The organism is Streptomyces albidochromogenes, assembly GCF_005981925.1.
Classification (GTDB): domain Bacteria; phylum Actinomycetota; class Actinomycetes; order Streptomycetales; family Streptomycetaceae; genus Streptomyces; species Streptomyces albidochromogenes.
The window spans coordinates 24,656-39,064 of record NZ_VBVX01000020.1 but is presented as its reverse complement, the minus strand read 5'-3'; the positions used below and the strand labels follow the sequence as shown (position 1 = coordinate 39,064).

The 14,409-nt window shown below is 73.6% G+C and carries 13 protein-coding genes; 7 read left to right on the top strand and 6 right to left on the bottom strand.

Annotated elements, in window-relative coordinates; translation table 11 throughout:
* Positions 1-28: 28 nt before the first annotated feature.
* Positions 29-4,666 (bottom strand): ATP-dependent helicase, encoded by a 4,638-nt coding sequence (locus E2E34_RS04925; RefSeq protein ID WP_138900667.1) that lies wholly within the window; start codon positions 4,664-4,666, stop codon positions 29-31.
* A 92-nt stretch (positions 4,667-4,758) separates the two neighbouring features.
* Between E2E34_RS04925 and E2E34_RS04920 the strand changes: the two genes are divergently transcribed.
* From E2E34_RS04920 to E2E34_RS04910, 3 genes are read left to right on the top strand one after another with little or no spacing between them, the layout of a single operon-like run.
* Positions 4,759-5,628, top strand: a complete 870-nt coding sequence (locus E2E34_RS04920) for a helix-turn-helix transcriptional regulator (RefSeq protein WP_138900666.1) — start codon at positions 4,759-4,761, stop codon at positions 5,626-5,628.
* A gap of 10 nt (positions 5,629-5,638) precedes the next feature.
* Positions 5,639-6,400, top strand: a complete 762-nt coding sequence (locus E2E34_RS04915; RefSeq protein WP_425573407.1) for an AzlC family ABC transporter permease — start codon at positions 5,639-5,641, stop codon at positions 6,398-6,400.
* On the top strand, positions 6,397-6,705 hold the full coding sequence (locus E2E34_RS04910) for an AzlD domain-containing protein (protein WP_138900665.1): 309 nt from the start codon (positions 6,397-6,399) through the stop codon (positions 6,703-6,705). The genes E2E34_RS04915 and E2E34_RS04910 overlap by 4 nt, the downstream gene beginning before the upstream one ends.
* A gap of 57 nt (positions 6,706-6,762) precedes the next feature.
* On the opposite strand, the gene E2E34_RS04905 is transcribed toward E2E34_RS04910, so the two are convergent.
* Positions 6,763-7,677: a hypothetical protein gene (locus E2E34_RS04905; protein WP_138900664.1), complete on the bottom strand. Its 915-nt coding sequence runs from the start codon at positions 7,675-7,677 to the stop codon at positions 6,763-6,765.
* A 79-nt stretch (positions 7,678-7,756) separates the two neighbouring features.
* Here E2E34_RS04905 and E2E34_RS04900 point away from each other — a divergent pair, with 79 nt between their 5' ends.
* From E2E34_RS04900 to recX, 4 genes are all read left to right on the top strand, one after another.
* Positions 7,757-7,951 (top strand): DUF3046 domain-containing protein, encoded by a 195-nt coding sequence (locus tag E2E34_RS04900; RefSeq protein ID WP_138900663.1) that lies wholly within the window; start codon positions 7,757-7,759, stop codon positions 7,949-7,951.
* A 152-nt stretch (positions 7,952-8,103) separates the two neighbouring features.
* Complete coding sequence (locus E2E34_RS04895; protein WP_279637874.1) at positions 8,104-9,270, top strand: AI-2E family transporter; 1,167 nt, start codon at positions 8,104-8,106, stop codon at positions 9,268-9,270.
* A 172-nt stretch (positions 9,271-9,442) separates the two neighbouring features.
* Positions 9,443-10,579, top strand: coding sequence for a recombinase RecA (gene recA, locus E2E34_RS04890; RefSeq protein WP_138900669.1), 1,137 nt, complete (start codon positions 9,443-9,445; stop codon positions 10,577-10,579).
* Positions 10,580-10,582: 3 nt separating this feature from the next.
* On the top strand, positions 10,583-11,185 hold the full coding sequence (recX, locus tag E2E34_RS04885; RefSeq protein WP_138900661.1) for a recombination regulator RecX: 603 nt from the start codon (positions 10,583-10,585) through the stop codon (positions 11,183-11,185).
* Positions 11,186-11,474: 289 nt separating this feature from the next.
* Here recX and E2E34_RS04880 read toward each other — a convergent pair whose 3' ends face one another.
* From E2E34_RS04880 to E2E34_RS04870, 4 genes are read right to left on the bottom strand one after another with little or no spacing between them, the layout of a single operon-like run.
* Entirely contained in the window at positions 11,475-11,864 is a 390-nt protein-coding gene (locus tag E2E34_RS04880) for a rhodanese-like domain-containing protein (RefSeq protein WP_244315517.1), read from the bottom strand.
* Positions 11,861-12,520, bottom strand: a complete 660-nt coding sequence (locus tag E2E34_RS04875) for a cupin domain-containing protein (RefSeq protein ID WP_138900659.1) — start codon at positions 12,518-12,520, stop codon at positions 11,861-11,863. Before E2E34_RS04875 ends, E2E34_RS04880 begins: the two co-directional genes overlap by 4 nt.
* The gene (locus E2E34_RS37110; protein WP_309544753.1) at positions 12,489-12,560 is read right to left on the bottom strand and encodes a putative leader peptide; all 72 of its coding nucleotides are present in this window, start codon (positions 12,558-12,560) and stop codon (positions 12,489-12,491) included. Before E2E34_RS37110 ends, E2E34_RS04875 begins: the two co-directional genes overlap by 32 nt.
* A gap of 47 nt (positions 12,561-12,607) precedes the next feature.
* Positions 12,608-14,305 carry an FAD-dependent monooxygenase gene (locus E2E34_RS04870; RefSeq protein ID WP_138900658.1) on the bottom strand — a complete coding sequence of 566 codons (1,698 nt, stop codon included), beginning with the start codon at positions 14,303-14,305 and terminating at the stop codon, positions 12,608-12,610.
* Between the last annotated feature and the right edge of the window lie 104 nt (positions 14,306-14,409).

Genomic DNA, 14,409 nt, shown 5'->3' with positions numbered 1-14,409 from the left:
CCACCCCCCGCGGCGGCGACGGGACCCGTCATGGGCGCAGGCGCAAGCCGCGGGGGGTGGGGTGGAAACCCGCTGCCTCCAAGGTCTTGCCCAGGGGAGAGGTCAGGGCGGGCGCGCCGTTGGTGCGCTCCACCGTGACCGTACCGAGGGCGCCCTGCCTGGCCGCCGTCGCCAGGGCTTCCGCCGCGGCGGTGAGGCGGGGGTCGGACGCGGACGGATCGTCCGGGTTGGCCGGCCAGCCCAGCAGGGTCTTGCCCCCGCGCTCCATGTAGAGCGCCAGCTCCCCGTCGACGAGGACGACCAGGGCCCCGGCCTTGCGACCCGGTTTGTGGCCCGCGTCGGAGGGCGGCTCCGGCCAGGGCAGGGCCGCGCCGTACGCGTTGGCCGGATCGGCGGCGGCCAGGACCACCGCGCGGTTCGGGGAGTCGGATTCCGCCCGCTCGCGAGCGGTGGCGGCGGCACGCAGGCGGTCGACCGCGCCGTCCATCGCGAACTGGGCGGCGCCCAGCCCCTCCACGACGTAACCGCGCCGCGCCTGCCCGCTGTCCTCGAACGCGGCGAGGATGCGGTACGTCGCCGAGAAGCCGCCCTCGACCCCCTCGGCCGCGACCGCGCCGCGCGTCACCACGCCGTGCCGGTCGAGCAGGGTGCGGGCGAGTGCGTGGGCGCGGTGGGTCGGGTCGGGTTCGTGGCCGGGGAGCAGCGACCAGCGGCCGGAGACCGTGGGCGGCCCGGTGCGGGAGACGACGGGGCGGGCGGCCGCGCTGAGGGCGCCGTACCGGCCGCGCGGGACCGTGCGCTTGGCGCGATGGGCGGTGGAGCCCGCCGTACGGCCCGAGCCCAGGAGGGAGCGCAGCGGTGCGAGGGTGTCGTTGGTGAGCCGGCCGGACCAGGCCAGGTCCCACAGGACGTCGGCCAGCTGCGGGTCTGTGCAGTCGGGGTGGGTCGTGGCGCGGACCTGGTCGGCGATCTGGCGGAAGAAGAGGCCGTACCCACCGGAGAGCGTGGTGAGGACCGACTCGTGGAGCGCGGTGAGTTCGAGGGGGTGCGGCTCTGGGAGGAGCAGGGGCGCCGCGTCGGCGAGGTACAGGGACACCCAGCCGTCCTTGCCCGGCAGGGCGCCCGATCCCGCCCACAGGATCTCACCGGTGGTGGTGAGCTCGTCGAGCATGGCGGGGGAGTACCCCACGACGCGGGACGGGAGGACCAGCTTCTCCAGCGCCGACGCGGGGACGGACGCGCCCTGCAGCTGCTCGACGGCGCGCACCAGACCGTCGATGCCGCGCAGACTGCTGCTGCCCAGGTGCTGCCACTGGGGAAGGAACGTGGCGAGCGCGGCCGGCGGGACCGGCTCCAGCTCCTGGCGCAGCGCCGCCAGGGACCGGCGGCGCAGGCGGCGCAGCACCGTGGCGTCGCACCACTCCTGGCCGATCCCGGCGGGGTGGAACTCGCCCTGCACGATCCGGCCGGTCGCGGTGAGGCGCTGCAGTGCGCCGTCCGTGACCGCCGCGCCCAGACCGAACCGGGCGGCGGCCGCGGCCGACGTGAACGGTCCGTGCGTACGGGCGAAGCGGGCCAGCAGGTCGCCGAGCGGGTCCTTGACGGGCTCGGTGAACGCCTCGGGCACGCCGACCGGCAGCGCCGTGCCCAGCGCGTCGCGCAGCCTGCCGGCGTCCTCGACCGCCGCCCAGTGGTCGGCGCCCCCGACGCGGACCCGGATGGCCCGGCGGGCCGTCGACAGCGCCTCGGCCCACCCGGGTTCCGCGCCGCGCGCCGCCAGCTCCGCGTCGGTGAGCGGGCCCAGCATCCGCAGGAGGTCGGCGACGCCCTCCGTGTCCTTGATGCGGCGGTCCTCGGTGAGCCACTGGAGCTCCTGCTCCAGCTCGGTCAGGACGTCCGCGTCGAGCAGCTCGCGCAGCTCCGCCTGACCGAGCAGCTCGGCCAGGAGCCGGGAGTCCAGGGACAGCGCGGCCGCGCGCCGCTCGGCGAGGGGCGAGTCACCCTCGTACAGGAACTGGGCGACGTAACCGAAGAGGAGCGAGCGGGCGAACGGGGACGGCTCGGGGGTGGTGACCTCGACCAGCCGGACGCGGCGGGACTCGATGTCACCCATGAGCTCCGTGAGGCCCGGCACGTCGAACACGTCCTGGAGGCACTCCCGCACGGCCTCCAGGACGATCGGGAACGAGCCGAACTCGGAGGCCACCTGGAGCAGCTGGGAGGCGCGCTGGCGCTGCTGCCACAGCGGAGTGCGCTTGCCCGGGCTGCGGCGCGGCAGCAGCAGCGCGCGGGCGGCGCACTCGCGGAAGCGGGCGGCGAACAGGGCCGAACCGCCGACCTGGTCGGTGACGATCTGGTTGACCTCGCCCTTGTCGAACGCGACGTCGGCGGCGCCGAGCGGCGCCTGGTCGCTGTCGAACTCCGTGCCCTGGCGGGCCGGTTCGTCGTCGAGAAGGTCGAAGCCCATCAGATCGGCGTCCGGCAGCCGCAGCACGATGCCGTCGTCGGCGTGCATGACCTGGGCGTCCATGCCGTACCGCTCGGTCAGGCGGGTGCCGAGCGCCAGCGCCCAGGGGGCGTGCACCTGGGCGCCGAACGGCGAGTGGATGACGACCCGCCAGTCGCCCAGCTCGTCGCGGAACCGCTCCACGACGATGGTCCGGTCGTCCGGGACGTGACCGGCGGCGCGGCGCTGTTCGTCCAGGTACGACAGGACGTTCTCGGCGGCCCAGGCGTCCAGGCCGGCGGCGGTCAGCCGCAGCCGGGCGTCCTCGGGGGTGAGGGAGCCGACCTCGCGGACGAACGCGCCCAGCGCCCGGCCCAGTTCGAGCGGGCGGCCGAGCTGGTCGCCCTTCCAGAACGGGAGCCGGCCCGGCACACCGGGTGCCGGGGACACCAGCACGCGGTCGCGCGTGATGTCCTCGATGCGCCACGACGTGGTGCCGAGGGTGAACACGTCGCCCACCCGGGACTCGTAGACCATCTCCTCGTCGAGCTCGCCCACCCGGCCACCGCCCCGCTTGGGGTCGGACCCCGCCAGGAAGACCCCGAAGAGGCCGCGGTCGGGGATGGTGCCGCCGGAGGTGACGGCGAGACGCTGCGCCCCCGGCCGGCCCGTGACCGTACCGGCGATACGGTCCCACACGACGCGGGGGCGCAGCTCGGCGAAGGCGTCGGACGGGTAGCGGCCGGCCAGCATGTCGAGGACCGCCGTGAAGGCGGACTCCGGGAGCGAGGCGAAGGGGGCCGCCCGGCGGACGACGGCGAGCAGGTCGTCGGCCTGCCACGTGTCGAGCGCGACCATCGCCACGAGCTGCTGCGCCAGCACGTCGAGCGGGTTCGCCGGGACGCGCAGGGCCTCGATGGAACCGCTGCGCATGCGCTCGGTGACGACGGCCGACTGGACGAGGTCGCCCCGGTACTTCGGGAAGACGACACCGGTGGAGACCGCGCCGACCTGGTGGCCCGCGCGGCCGACGCGCTGGAGACCGGACGCGACGGACGGCGGCGACTCGACCTGCACGACGAGGTCCACCGCGCCCATGTCGATGCCCAGCTCCAGGCTGGAGGTGGCGACGACGGCGGGCAGCCGGCCCGCCTTGAGGTCCTCCTCGACCTGGGCGCGCTGCTCCTTGGACACGGAGCCGTGGTGCGCCCGGGCGAGCACGGCGGGAGCCCCCCTCGCTGCCCCGGCCTGTGCCATGAGCTCGGCGGGGGAGTGGTCGTCCGGGAGCGCCTCACCGGTGGCCCGTTCGTACGCGATCTCGTTGAGCCGGTTGCACAGGCGCTCGGCGAGGCGGCGGGAGTTCACGAACACGATCGTCGAACGGTGGGCCTGCACGAGGTCGGCGATGCGCTCCTCCACGTGCGGCCAGATCGACGGCTTGTCGCCCTCGTCGTCGCCCTTGGCCGGGGCGCCGCCCAGCTCCCCGAGATCCTCCACGGGCACGACCACCGACAGGTCGAACTCCTTGCCCGAGGGCGGCTGGACGATCACGGCCTGGCGCTGCGGCGAGAGGAAGCGGGCGACCTCGTCCACCGGCCGCACCGTCGCCGAGAGCCCGATCCGGCGCGCGGGTTTCGGCAGCAGCTCGTCGAGCCGCTCCAGCGATACGGCCAGGTGCGCGCCGCGCTTGGTCCCCGCGACCGCGTGCACCTCGTCGAGGATCACCGTCTCGATCCCGGCCAGCGCGTCCCGGGCGGCGGAGGTGAGCATCAGGAACAGCGACTCGGGAGTGGTGATGAGGATGTCCGGCGGCTTCGTCGCCAGCGACCGCCGTTCATTGGCCGGGGTGTCGCCGGAACGGATGCCGACGCGCACGTCGGGCTCGGCAAGCCCCAGCCGCACGGCCTCCTGGCGGATGCCGGTGAGCGGGCTGCGCAGATTGCGCTCGACGTCGACCGCGAGGGCCTTGAGCGGCGACACGTACAGCACGCGGCAGCGCTTCCTCGGGTCCGCGGGCGGCGGCTCGGACGCCAGTGCGTCGAGCGCGGCGAGAAACGCCGCCAGCGTCTTGCCGGAGCCGGTCGGGGCCACGACCAGGACGTCCGAACCCTCGGAAATGGCCCGCCAGGCGCCCTCCTGCGCCGCGGTGGGTGCGCTGAAGGCCCCCGCGAACCAGCCGCGGGTCGCGGGAGAGAAGGAGTCGAGCGCAGTCCTGGACATGTCCCCCATCGTGCACCCGACCACTGACAACGGGCGTCCAGGACATGGACGCCCAGGTCAGCGGGGCGCGGCACGGGCGCAGAATGGAATGCATGGCGACGACGGAGGCGCGGAACGCGGGCGAGTGGGCGCGGCACTGGCAGTACCCGGGCGTCCCCGGCCTCGACCTGCTGCGGGCCCGCTACGTACGCCACTCCTTCGCGCGGCACAGCCACGAGGGGTTCGTCTTCGGCGCGGTGTTCCGGGGGATCGAGGACGTGGTCATGCCGGAGGGCACGATCAGGGCCCGCCCCGGCACCGTCGTCATGATTAACCCGGAGGTGCCGCACTCCGCCCACGCCGGCGTACCGGAAGGCTGGTCGTACGCCACCCTCTACCCCTCGGCGGAGGTGGTCGCCGGCATCGCCGACGAGACGACGAGCCTGCGCGGAACGGCCGGTTTCGCCGAGACCATCGTCGAGGACGCCGACACCGCCCGGCTCATCCGCGCGGTGCACCGGGCGGCCGAGGAGGGCAACGCCCTCGCCGCCGACAGCCTGCTCCGCGTCGCCGTCGCCGGACTCCTGCGCCGGCACGGCCGGGCACTGCCCCCGCGGACGCCGAGGGCCGCCGGAGCCCGCACGGCGGCCCTCGCCAAGAGCCTCCTCGAAGAACGCATGACGCGGCCCCCTTCCCTGGAACAGCTCGCGAACGAACTCGGGACCAGCCCGTTCGCGCTCCTGCGCGCGTTCAAGGCGGCGTACGGCATGCCGCCCCACACCTGGCTCACCAACGCGCGCGTGCGCAGCGCCCGGAGGCTCCTGGAGGCCGGCACCGCGCCCGTGGAAGCGGCCGCCGCGGTCGGGTTCAGCGACCAGCCGCATCTGAACCGGCACTTCACCCGGATCGTCGGAGTGCCGCCCGGCGCCTACCAGCGGGAGCGCGCAAGAACGTACAAGACCGGTGCCGGCGACGCGTCGTAACGTCCCTGACGTGGCAGAACAGACCTCACCCCCAGCGATACGCACACCCCCCGCGACCGCACCGACCGCACCGACCGAGGACAAGGCGGACAGCGCCGTCGTCCGTGACGCGCTCGCCGTGGGCGTCGCCGTCGGCCTGTCCGGCTTCGCCTTCGGGGTGACCTCGGCGGGATCGGGCCTCAGCCTGCTCCAGACGTGCGCGCTCAGCCTCCTCGTGTTCACGGGGGCCTCCCAGTTCGCGCTCGTGGGGGCGCTCGCGGCGGGCGGCAACCCGTTCACCGCGGCGGCGGGCGCCTTCTTCCTTGGCGTACGCAACGCCTTCTACGGGCTGCGGCTTTCCCAGCTCCTGGCGCTGCCCCGCTTCGTACGCCCCTTCGCCGCGCACTGGGTGATCGACGAGACGACAGCCGTGACGCTCGCGCAGCCGACCCGCCGCAGTGCCCGGCTGGGCTTCACCGTCACGGGGCTGAGCCTGTACTTGCTGTGGAACCTCACGACCCTCGTCGGGGCCCTGGGAGCGGAGGCCATCGGCGACACCGACGCGTGGGGCCTGGACGCCGCGAGCCCCGCCGTCTTCCTCGCCCTGCTCGCCCCCATGCTCCGTACCGGCACGGAACGCGCCGTCGCGGGCCTCGCGGTGCTCCTGGCCCTCGGCTTCCTGCCCGTCCTGCCGGCCGGTGTGCCGGTGCTCGTCGCCGCCCTCGCCGCGCCGGCGCTGCTCTGGGCACAGGGCCGCAGGGCCCGCCGCACCGCGAAGGAGGACGCGCGATGACCGTATGGATCGCGATCGGCGCCACCGTCGTCGGCTGCTACCTCGTCAAGCTGCTGGGCCTGCTGGTGCCCGCGGCCGCCCTGGAACGCCCGCTCGTCAAGCGCCTGGCCGCCATGCTGCCGGTGGCCCTGCTGGCCGCGCTCACCGCCCAGCAGACCTTCAGCACGGGTCAGCACCTGGTACTGGACGCCCGGGGCGCGGGGCTCGCGGCAGCGGCGCTCGCGCTCGTCCTGCGCGCCCCCTTCCTCGTCGTGGTCGCAGCCGCGGTGGCCGTCACGGCCGGCGTACGGGCGATCGGCGGCTGACGACAGCCCGTCCCGCGGCGGCACATGCCCCGCGCCGTGGGACACCGCACGAGCCGGTCAGCCGATGGCGCGCCCGTACGCCCGCAGCGTCAGCAGCGCGTCGATCGTCACGGCCGGACGCGCCTCCAGAGCCGTTCCCGGAGCCCACTGCCTCCAGCGGACCGGCCAGCCCCCGTCCTCCTTCTGCTCCGCGGCGAGGAAGTCCAGCGAGCGGCCCATCTCCTCGTCGGTGAACCAGCCACGGGCGAACGACCCCGGCGTACGGGCGTAGTCGTACGCGAAGTGGTGCTCGCCCGGGGCGTACCCCTCGGCGACCGGGTGCTCCGGCGCCCGCGCCGGATCCAGCACCACGAGCCGCTGCTCGCGCACCAGCCGGCCGAGCCGGTCCGCGGCGGCGCGCGCCCGCGTCCGGTCGGGCACCCCGTCCAGGAACGCGAGCGCCGCCAGGACCTCGTACGGATGCGACTTCTCCAGCGCCTCGACGGCGGCCCAGCAGAAGTCGGTGGCTCTGAAGAGCCACGCGTGCCACACCTCGTTGCGGTGCAGCACCCCCACCACCGGGCCCGTCGCCAGGAGATCACTCGGAGGGTCGTCGACCACCGGAATGAACGGCGCGGCCGGATATCCGCGCAGCGAGGGGTGCACCGCCGGAAGCGCCCCCTCCTTCGTCGACACCTCGGACAGATAGCGGCACACCCGCTCCACCCGGGGGCCCTCGCAACGGCCGATGGAATCGAGGACGCGCAGGGCGTGCGCGACGTGCAGCGGCTGGCTCACGGGACCGCGCAGATCGGGTTCCAGGGCGTAGCCGTAACCGCCGTCCTCCCCCTGGAACGGGGCCAGCGCCGCTTCGACCGCGTCGCCACCGCCGTCCAGGAAGTGGTAGGCGAACCGCCGCTGTTCGAGGACGCGGGCGGTCAGCCAGACGAAGTACTCGGCGCGTGCAAGGGGGGATGCCCCGGATCCAGCCATGGAACGACCGTAGGGCGGAAAGCGCTCTCGGGAAGCTCGGCGGACAGGGCTGCACTCTCAGGGGCGCGATACTGGAGTCATGCGGTTGACGATTTTCTGGGAGCGGATGGCGGACCACTTCGGCGAGGCGTACGCCGACTCCTTCGCGCGCGACCACGTGATGGCCGAACTGGGCGGCCGTACGGTGCACCAGGCGCTCGACGCCGGCTGGGAAGCGAAGACCGTCTGGCGCGCCGTCTGCGCCGCGATGGACGTACCCGCGGACAAGCGCTGACCTGGGGGGCGCGCAGGGGGGAGCGGCCGGATGTCACCGCCATGGGCGACACTGGCCCCGTGGCATCCACTGACGAGCCCGCCGGGCAAAAAGACTCGCCGACCGCACCGCCGCCCACGCCCCCGGGGGCGAACGGCGGCCTTCCGGCCCGGATGCCCCGGTGGCTGCCGCGCGCCATGGTGCTCGCGCTCGCGCTCTACGCCTGCTTCCAGTTGGGCAACTGGGCGTTCCACCAGCTCGTCGGGCTGCTGCTCAACATCCTGATCGCGTTCTTCCTCGCGCTGGCCATCGAGCCGGCCGTCGGCCGGATGGCGGCCCACGGCATGCGGCGCGGTCTCGCCACCTTCATCGTCTTCATCGGCGTGCTGATCTTCGGCGTCGGCTTCGTCGTACTGCTCGGCTCGATGCTCGCCGGCCAGATCATCGAGATGGTCGAGGACTTCCCCCAGTACATCGACCAAGTGATCAACTGGATCAACCAGACCTTCCACACCGAGCTGTCGCGCGTCGAAGTGCAGGACAGCCTGCTCAACTCCGACTGGCTGCGCAGATACGTGCAGAACAGCGCCAGTGGCGTCCTGGACGTGTCGGCGACCGTGCTCGGCGGCCTGTTCAAGCTGCTGACGATCTTCCTGTTCTCGTTCTACTTCGCCGCGGACGGGCCCCGGCTGCGGCGCGCGCTGTGCTCCGTACTGCCGCCCGCCCGGCAGGCCGAGGTGCTGCGCGCCTGGGAGATCGCGGTCGACAAGACCGGCGGCTACATCTACTCGCGCGGTCTGATGGCGCTCGTCTCCGGCGTCTCGCACTACGTCCTGCTGCTGATCCTTGACGTGCCGTACGCGCCCGCGCTCGCGGTGTGGGTGGGGGTCATCTCGCAGTTCATCCCGACGATCGGCACATACCTGGCGGGCGCGCTGCCGATGCTGATCGCCTTCACCGTCAACCCCTGGTACGCGCTGTGGGTGCTGGGATTCGTCGTCGTCTACCAGCAGTTCGAGAACTACGTGCTGCAGCCCAAGCTGACCTCGAAGACCGTCGACATCCACCCGGCGGTCGCCTTCGGCTCGGTCGTCGCCGGCACGGCGCTGATGGGAGCCGTCGGCGCGCTGATCGCGATCCCGGCGATCGCGACCCTCCAGGCCTTCCTCGGCGCGTACGTGAAGCGGTACGCCGTGACGGACGACCCGCGCGTGCACGGCAGGCACCCTCGGCGCCGGGGCACCTCCGCCCTCGCGCGGATGTGGCGGACCCTGCGCCGCGAGCCCCGGCAGGCGGCGCGCACGGACCGGACGCCGCCGCGCTCCGACGACGACGCCTGACCGGCCCGCCGGTCGGCGTGGCGCGCTTGACAGCAAAATCGAACATCCGTTCAGATGGGGTTCTGGCCGTGGCGCTGCACGGGTTATCCACAGGTCAGGACGACGCCGAGGCGCGTTGTCAGTGGCAGGAGATAGCGTCTTTGACGTGAAGCGATCGACTCAAGCAAATCGGGTGGAACCCATGGCAGCAGGCACCGACCGCGAGAAGGCGCTCGACGCCGCGCTCGCGCAGATTGAACGACAATTCGGCAAGGGCGCGGTCATGCGCCTCGGCGACCGGCCGAACGACCCCATCGAGGTCATCTCCACCGGGTCGACCGCCCTGGACATCGCCCTCGGCGTCGGTGGCCTGCCGCGCGGCCGCGTGGTGGAGGTGTACGGACCGGAGTCCTCCGGTAAGACGACCCTGACGCTGCACGCGGTGGCCAACGCGCAGAAGGCCGGCGGCACCGTCGCGTTCGTGGACGCCGAGCACGCGCTCGACCCCGAGTACGCCAAGGCGCTCGGCGTGGACACGGACAACCTGATCCTGTCGCAGCCGGACACCGGCGAGCAGGCACTGGAAATCGTGGACATGCTGGTCCGCTCCGGCGCCATCGACCTGATCGTCATCGACTCCGTCGCGGCCCTCGTGCCGCGCGCGGAGATCGAGGGTGAGATGGGCGACTCGCACGTCGGCCTCCAGGCCAGGCTCATGAGCCAGGCGCTGCGCAAGATCACCGGTGCCCTGCACCAGTCCGGCACCACGGCGATCTTCATCAACCAGCTCCGCGAGAAGATCGGCGTGATGTTCGGCTCGCCCGAGACCACGACCGGTGGCCGGGCGCTGAAGTTCTACGCCTCGGTGCGGCTCGACATCCGTCGCATCGAGACCCTCAAGGACGGGACGGACGCGGTCGGCAACCGCACCCGCGTGAAGATCGTCAAGAACAAGGTCGCGCCGCCCTTCAAGCAGGCCGAGTTCGACATCCTCTACGGCCAGGGCATCAGCCGCGAGGGCGGTCTGATCGACATGGGCGTGGAGCACGGCTTCGTCCGCAAGGCGGGCGCCTGGTACACGTACGAGGGCGACCAGCTCGGCCAGGGCAAGGAGAACGCCCGCAACTTCCTGAAGGACAACCCAGATCTCGCCGACGAGATCGAGAAGAAGATCAAGACGAAGCTGGGCGTCGGTGTGAGGCCGGCGGCTCCGGGCGCCGAGCCCGGTGCTGACGCGGCGGGCAGCACCCCGGCGGCCGCCGACGCGAAGTCCGTGCCGGCTCCGGCGACCAAGGCCAAGACGGCCAAGCCCGCGGCAGCCAAGAGCTAGACCGTGACCCGGAGGACGGACTGGCCGGGGGACGCGAGCGAAGGCACGGACGCCGAGGACAGCGGCAGCCCCTCCCCGTCGAGGGCCGGGAAGGGGCTGCCGCCTCAGGACCCGGGTGAGCAGGCGCGGGCGATCTGCCTGCGGCTGCTCACCGGGACCGCCCGCACCCGCAAGCAGCTCGCCGACGCCCTCCGGAAGCGGGGCATCCCGGACGATGTGTCCGACGAGGTGCTGTCCCGCTTCGAGGAGGTCGGTCTCATCGACGACGCGGCCTTCGCGGACGCCTGGGTGGAGTCCCGCCACCACGGCCGGGGTCTGGCCCGGCGGGCCCTCGCCCGGGAACTGCGCGACAAGGGCGTCGCACCCACCCTCATCGACGACGCGATGGGGCAGCTCGACGCCGACCAGGAGGAGGAGCGGGCCCGCGAGCTCGTGGACCGCAAGCTCCGCTCCACCCGCGGCCTGGAGCGCGACCGACGGCTGCGGCGCCTGGCCGGAATGCTCGCCCGCAAGGGCTACCCGGAGGGCATGGCCCTGCGGGTCGTCAGACGCGCCCTCGAAGAAGAGGGCGAGACGACCGACGGTCTGGACTATGACCCGCTCTGAGCCGTGGCGGCGGATCCGCTCCCGTCGCGTCGACGTGTGCGCGGCGGCATGCCGTCCCAGCGACGTCCGCGCGCAGGAGAGTGCCGGCGCCACGGCCCAGGGCCGGGGGCCCGGGAGCCGACCCCGGGATAGCGGGTGCGGGCCGCCCCGGCACCGGGCCCAGGCGCCGAACCCAGGGACCGGGCACAGGAACCGGGCACAGGGGACCGGGCACATGAACGGGGCCCAAGCGCCCGGCGGCAGAAGCTCGCCGGGCGCCCGCGCCCGACGGCTCCCCACCGGCCGGCGCCTACGGGGTCACCGGCAGTCCCGCCGCGCGCCACGCCTGGAACCCGCCGTCCAGGTCCGTCGCCCGGTGCAGCCCCAACTGCCGCAGCGACGCGGCCGCGAGACTCGACGCGTACCCCTCGTTGCAGATCACCACGACCCGCAGATCATGACCCGTGGCCTCCGGAGCCCGGTGGCTGCCCTGCGGATCGAGCCGCCACTCCAGCTCGTTGCGTTCGACGACGAGCGCTCCGGGGATCAGCCCGTCCCGCTCGCGCAGAGCGGCGTACCGGATGTCCACCAGCAGCGCGCCGGCCGAGGCGGCGTCGTACGCCTCCCGCGGGCCGAGCCGGTCGAGCCCTTCGCGCACCCGCTCCAGCAGTTCGTCGATGCCGACAGGTCCGCCGCTCACAGCCACTCCTCGGGACGCTCGACGTGCTCCAGACGCAGCACCGCGCCCGTGCGGCTGTAGCGCCGCATCATCGGCAGCGGAGGGTAGTACGCGTGCACCGAGACGGCGTGCTCGTCGGCCGACCGGTTCAGCACCTGGTGCACGTGATGCGCGCCGAAGGCGCGGCCCCGGCCGGCCGTCAGCTCGCGCTCCCGGTCGACCCCGTCGGCCAGTTCGAGGGTTTTCCAGCCCTCGGTGGGCAGGCGCGCCGCGAGCGACTCCTCGCGCAGGGTGCCCGCCGCGGCGGCGAAGGCGCCGTGCGAGCCGCCGTGGTCGTGCCAGCCGGTGCCCGTACCGGGCGGCCAGCCGATCAGCCACGCCTCACTGCCGCCGGGCCCGTCGAGCCGTACCCAGGTACGGCCTTCGGGATCGAGCGGAAGAGAAGCCACCAGGGAAGCGTCCGCGGCGGTGCGGCGCACGAAATCGAGCAGTTCCGAGGAAGAAGGGGCGGCGTTCCGGGGAGCGCTTTCGGGCGCGCCCGGGGAACGTACGGAAAGAGACACAGGAGACCGTCCTGGGGATGTTCGCGAGAACGCGCGGCCGGAAGCACGGCACGGCACAGCGCGTGAAGGGGGAAGAGGCGAATCAGCAGGACGGGCGACACACGCAGCCCGCATAGCGGACGAGGTCCATATGGACCCTCCGCCACAGGCGCACATCGGTGTCGGTCACGCTCCGGAGTACACCACGCACGCCCGCAGGGGTCAATTGATGTCCGCTGTACGGTCGCTGAGGTCGGCCGGAGCGGCCCCGTCGGGCCCGCCGGAGCCGTCGGAGGGCGAGGGCTCCACCGGCCCTTCCGCCTCCCCGGAGCGCTGCGGACCCGGCCCGGCCTGCGCCGACACCGGCGGGCCGCCGCGCGCCGCGTCCGCCGCCGCGTACAGCTCGGCCGGCCGCACCCCCTGGAACGCCGCGACCAGATGCCCGTCGGGCCGCACCAGCAGCACGGTGTGCGCCGACGCCCCCGGGTAGCCCTCCGTGACCAGCAGCTCGGCCCGTACCGGCAGCGCCGTCACCGCCGCCGCCAGCCGCGGCATCACCCCGGCGGTCATCCAGTGCCGCCGGTCCCACACACCGGTTCCCGGCGCGACCAGCACCACCAGTTGCCGCCCCCGCCCCAGCCGGTCCCGCAGCCGCACCGTGGCACCGTCGGGCGCCGTCACCCGCACGTCGGCGGCCGGCCCGCCCATGGGGGTGCCGACCAGCGTCTGCGCCTCGGACTCCGGGGGCGCGAGCGGCGAGCCCGTGTACGCCGGCGGCGCCCCCAGGGCTCCGCGCCCCAGGTGCCCGTCCGTGAGCAGCGTGTCGTGCCCGCGCGCGGTGCCGGGCAGGTACGTCCGCAGCCCGCTGCCCCGCAGTATCGGCAGCGCCTGGTCGGCGGCGCGCAGGCGGGCGGCGACGGCAGAGCGCCGCTCGGCCTGGTAACTGTCCAGCAGCGTCGGGGAAGCGCCCAGATGCCAGGCCTGCGCCAGCTTCCAGGCGAGGTTGTCGACGTCCCGCAGCCCCTCGTCGAGGTTCTGCGTCCCCAGTGCCCCGAGCAGGTGGGCGGCGTCACCGGCGAGGAACGCCCGCCCCACCCGCCACTTGCGGGCCAGCCGGTGGTGCAGTGTGTAGACGCCGGTGTCGAGCAGTTCGTACGGAGGCGTCTCGCCGCACCACCCGGCCAGGGTGTCCCGCACGCGCGTCACCAGGGCCTCGGGCGTGACGAGCTCACCGCGCGCGGGCAGCAGCCAGTCGAGGCGCCACACCCCGTCCCGCAGCGGGCGCGCGGTCACCTCCTGCCCGCCGGTCCGCCACGGCGGCATGCGGTGCAGCAGTGCCTCTCCGTCCCAGGGCAGTTCCGTGCGCAGCGCGGCGACGGCGTGCCGCTCGACCGCCGTACGGCCCGGGAAGCGGATGTCGAGGAGCTTGCGCACCGTCGAACGCGCCCCGTCGCACCCGACCAGGAAACTGCCCCGCCACCAGGTGGCCCCCGGCTCACGGGTGTGCGCGGTGACCCCGCTGTCGTCCTGCTCGATCGTGTCGAGGCGGCTGTGGGACTCGATCCGCACGAGTTCGTGCGCGGTGACGGCGTCGCGCAGTCCGCGCGTGAGGTCGTGCTGCGGCAGGTGCACGGGGGACGGCAGCTCGCCGTCGTCCCCGAAACGGACCTCCCGGACCTCCTGATGACGCCGCATCGACCGCCATCCGGTCCAGCGCGTGCCTTCGTCACGGACCGTGGCGCAGCCGAGCCGCTCGGCCAGTTCCGCCGTGTCGGCCCGCAGGAGGGCCGTACGCGCCGTACGGGGCTCGTCCTTGCCGGCCCCCTCGTCGAGCACGACGGAGGGCACCCCGTGGCCGGCGAGAGCCAGCGAGAGGGCCAGCCCGACGGGACCGGCCCCCACGACGATCACCGGGTCCACGGCGCGTTCCCTCCAGTCCGTACGGACATGCGGGAAGTGGCAGTTGGAACCCGGTGCACGATCACAGAACGTATGCAACCCACTGCGGGTGCTTGCGTCAAGTG

Bases quoted from the DNA above. Each gene is read 5' to 3' on its own strand.
- E2E34_RS04900 (WP_138900663.1), top strand. From the start codon at position 7,757: ATGCGGTTGACGATTTTCTGGGAGCGGATGGCGGACCACTTCGGCGAG.
- E2E34_RS04895 (WP_279637874.1), top strand. From the start codon at position 8,104: ATGCCCCGGTGGCTGCCGCGCGCCATGGTGCTCGCGCTCGCGCTCTAC.
- E2E34_RS04910 (WP_138900665.1), top strand. From the start codon at position 6,397: ATGACCGTATGGATCGCGATCGGCGCCACCGTCGTCGGCTGCTACCTC.
- E2E34_RS04925 (WP_138900667.1), bottom strand. From the start codon at position 4,666: ATGTCCAGGACTGCGCTCGACTCCTTCTCTCCCGCGACCCGCGGCTGG.
- E2E34_RS04920 (WP_138900666.1), top strand. From the start codon at position 4,759: ATGGCGACGACGGAGGCGCGGAACGCGGGCGAGTGGGCGCGGCACTGG.
- E2E34_RS04905 (WP_138900664.1), bottom strand. From the start codon at position 7,677: ATGGCTGGATCCGGGGCATCCCCCCTTGCACGCGCCGAGTACTTCGTC.
- E2E34_RS04875 (WP_138900659.1), bottom strand. From the start codon at position 12,520: ATGCGGGCTGCGTGTGTCGCCCGTCCTGCTGATTCGCCTCTTCCCCCT.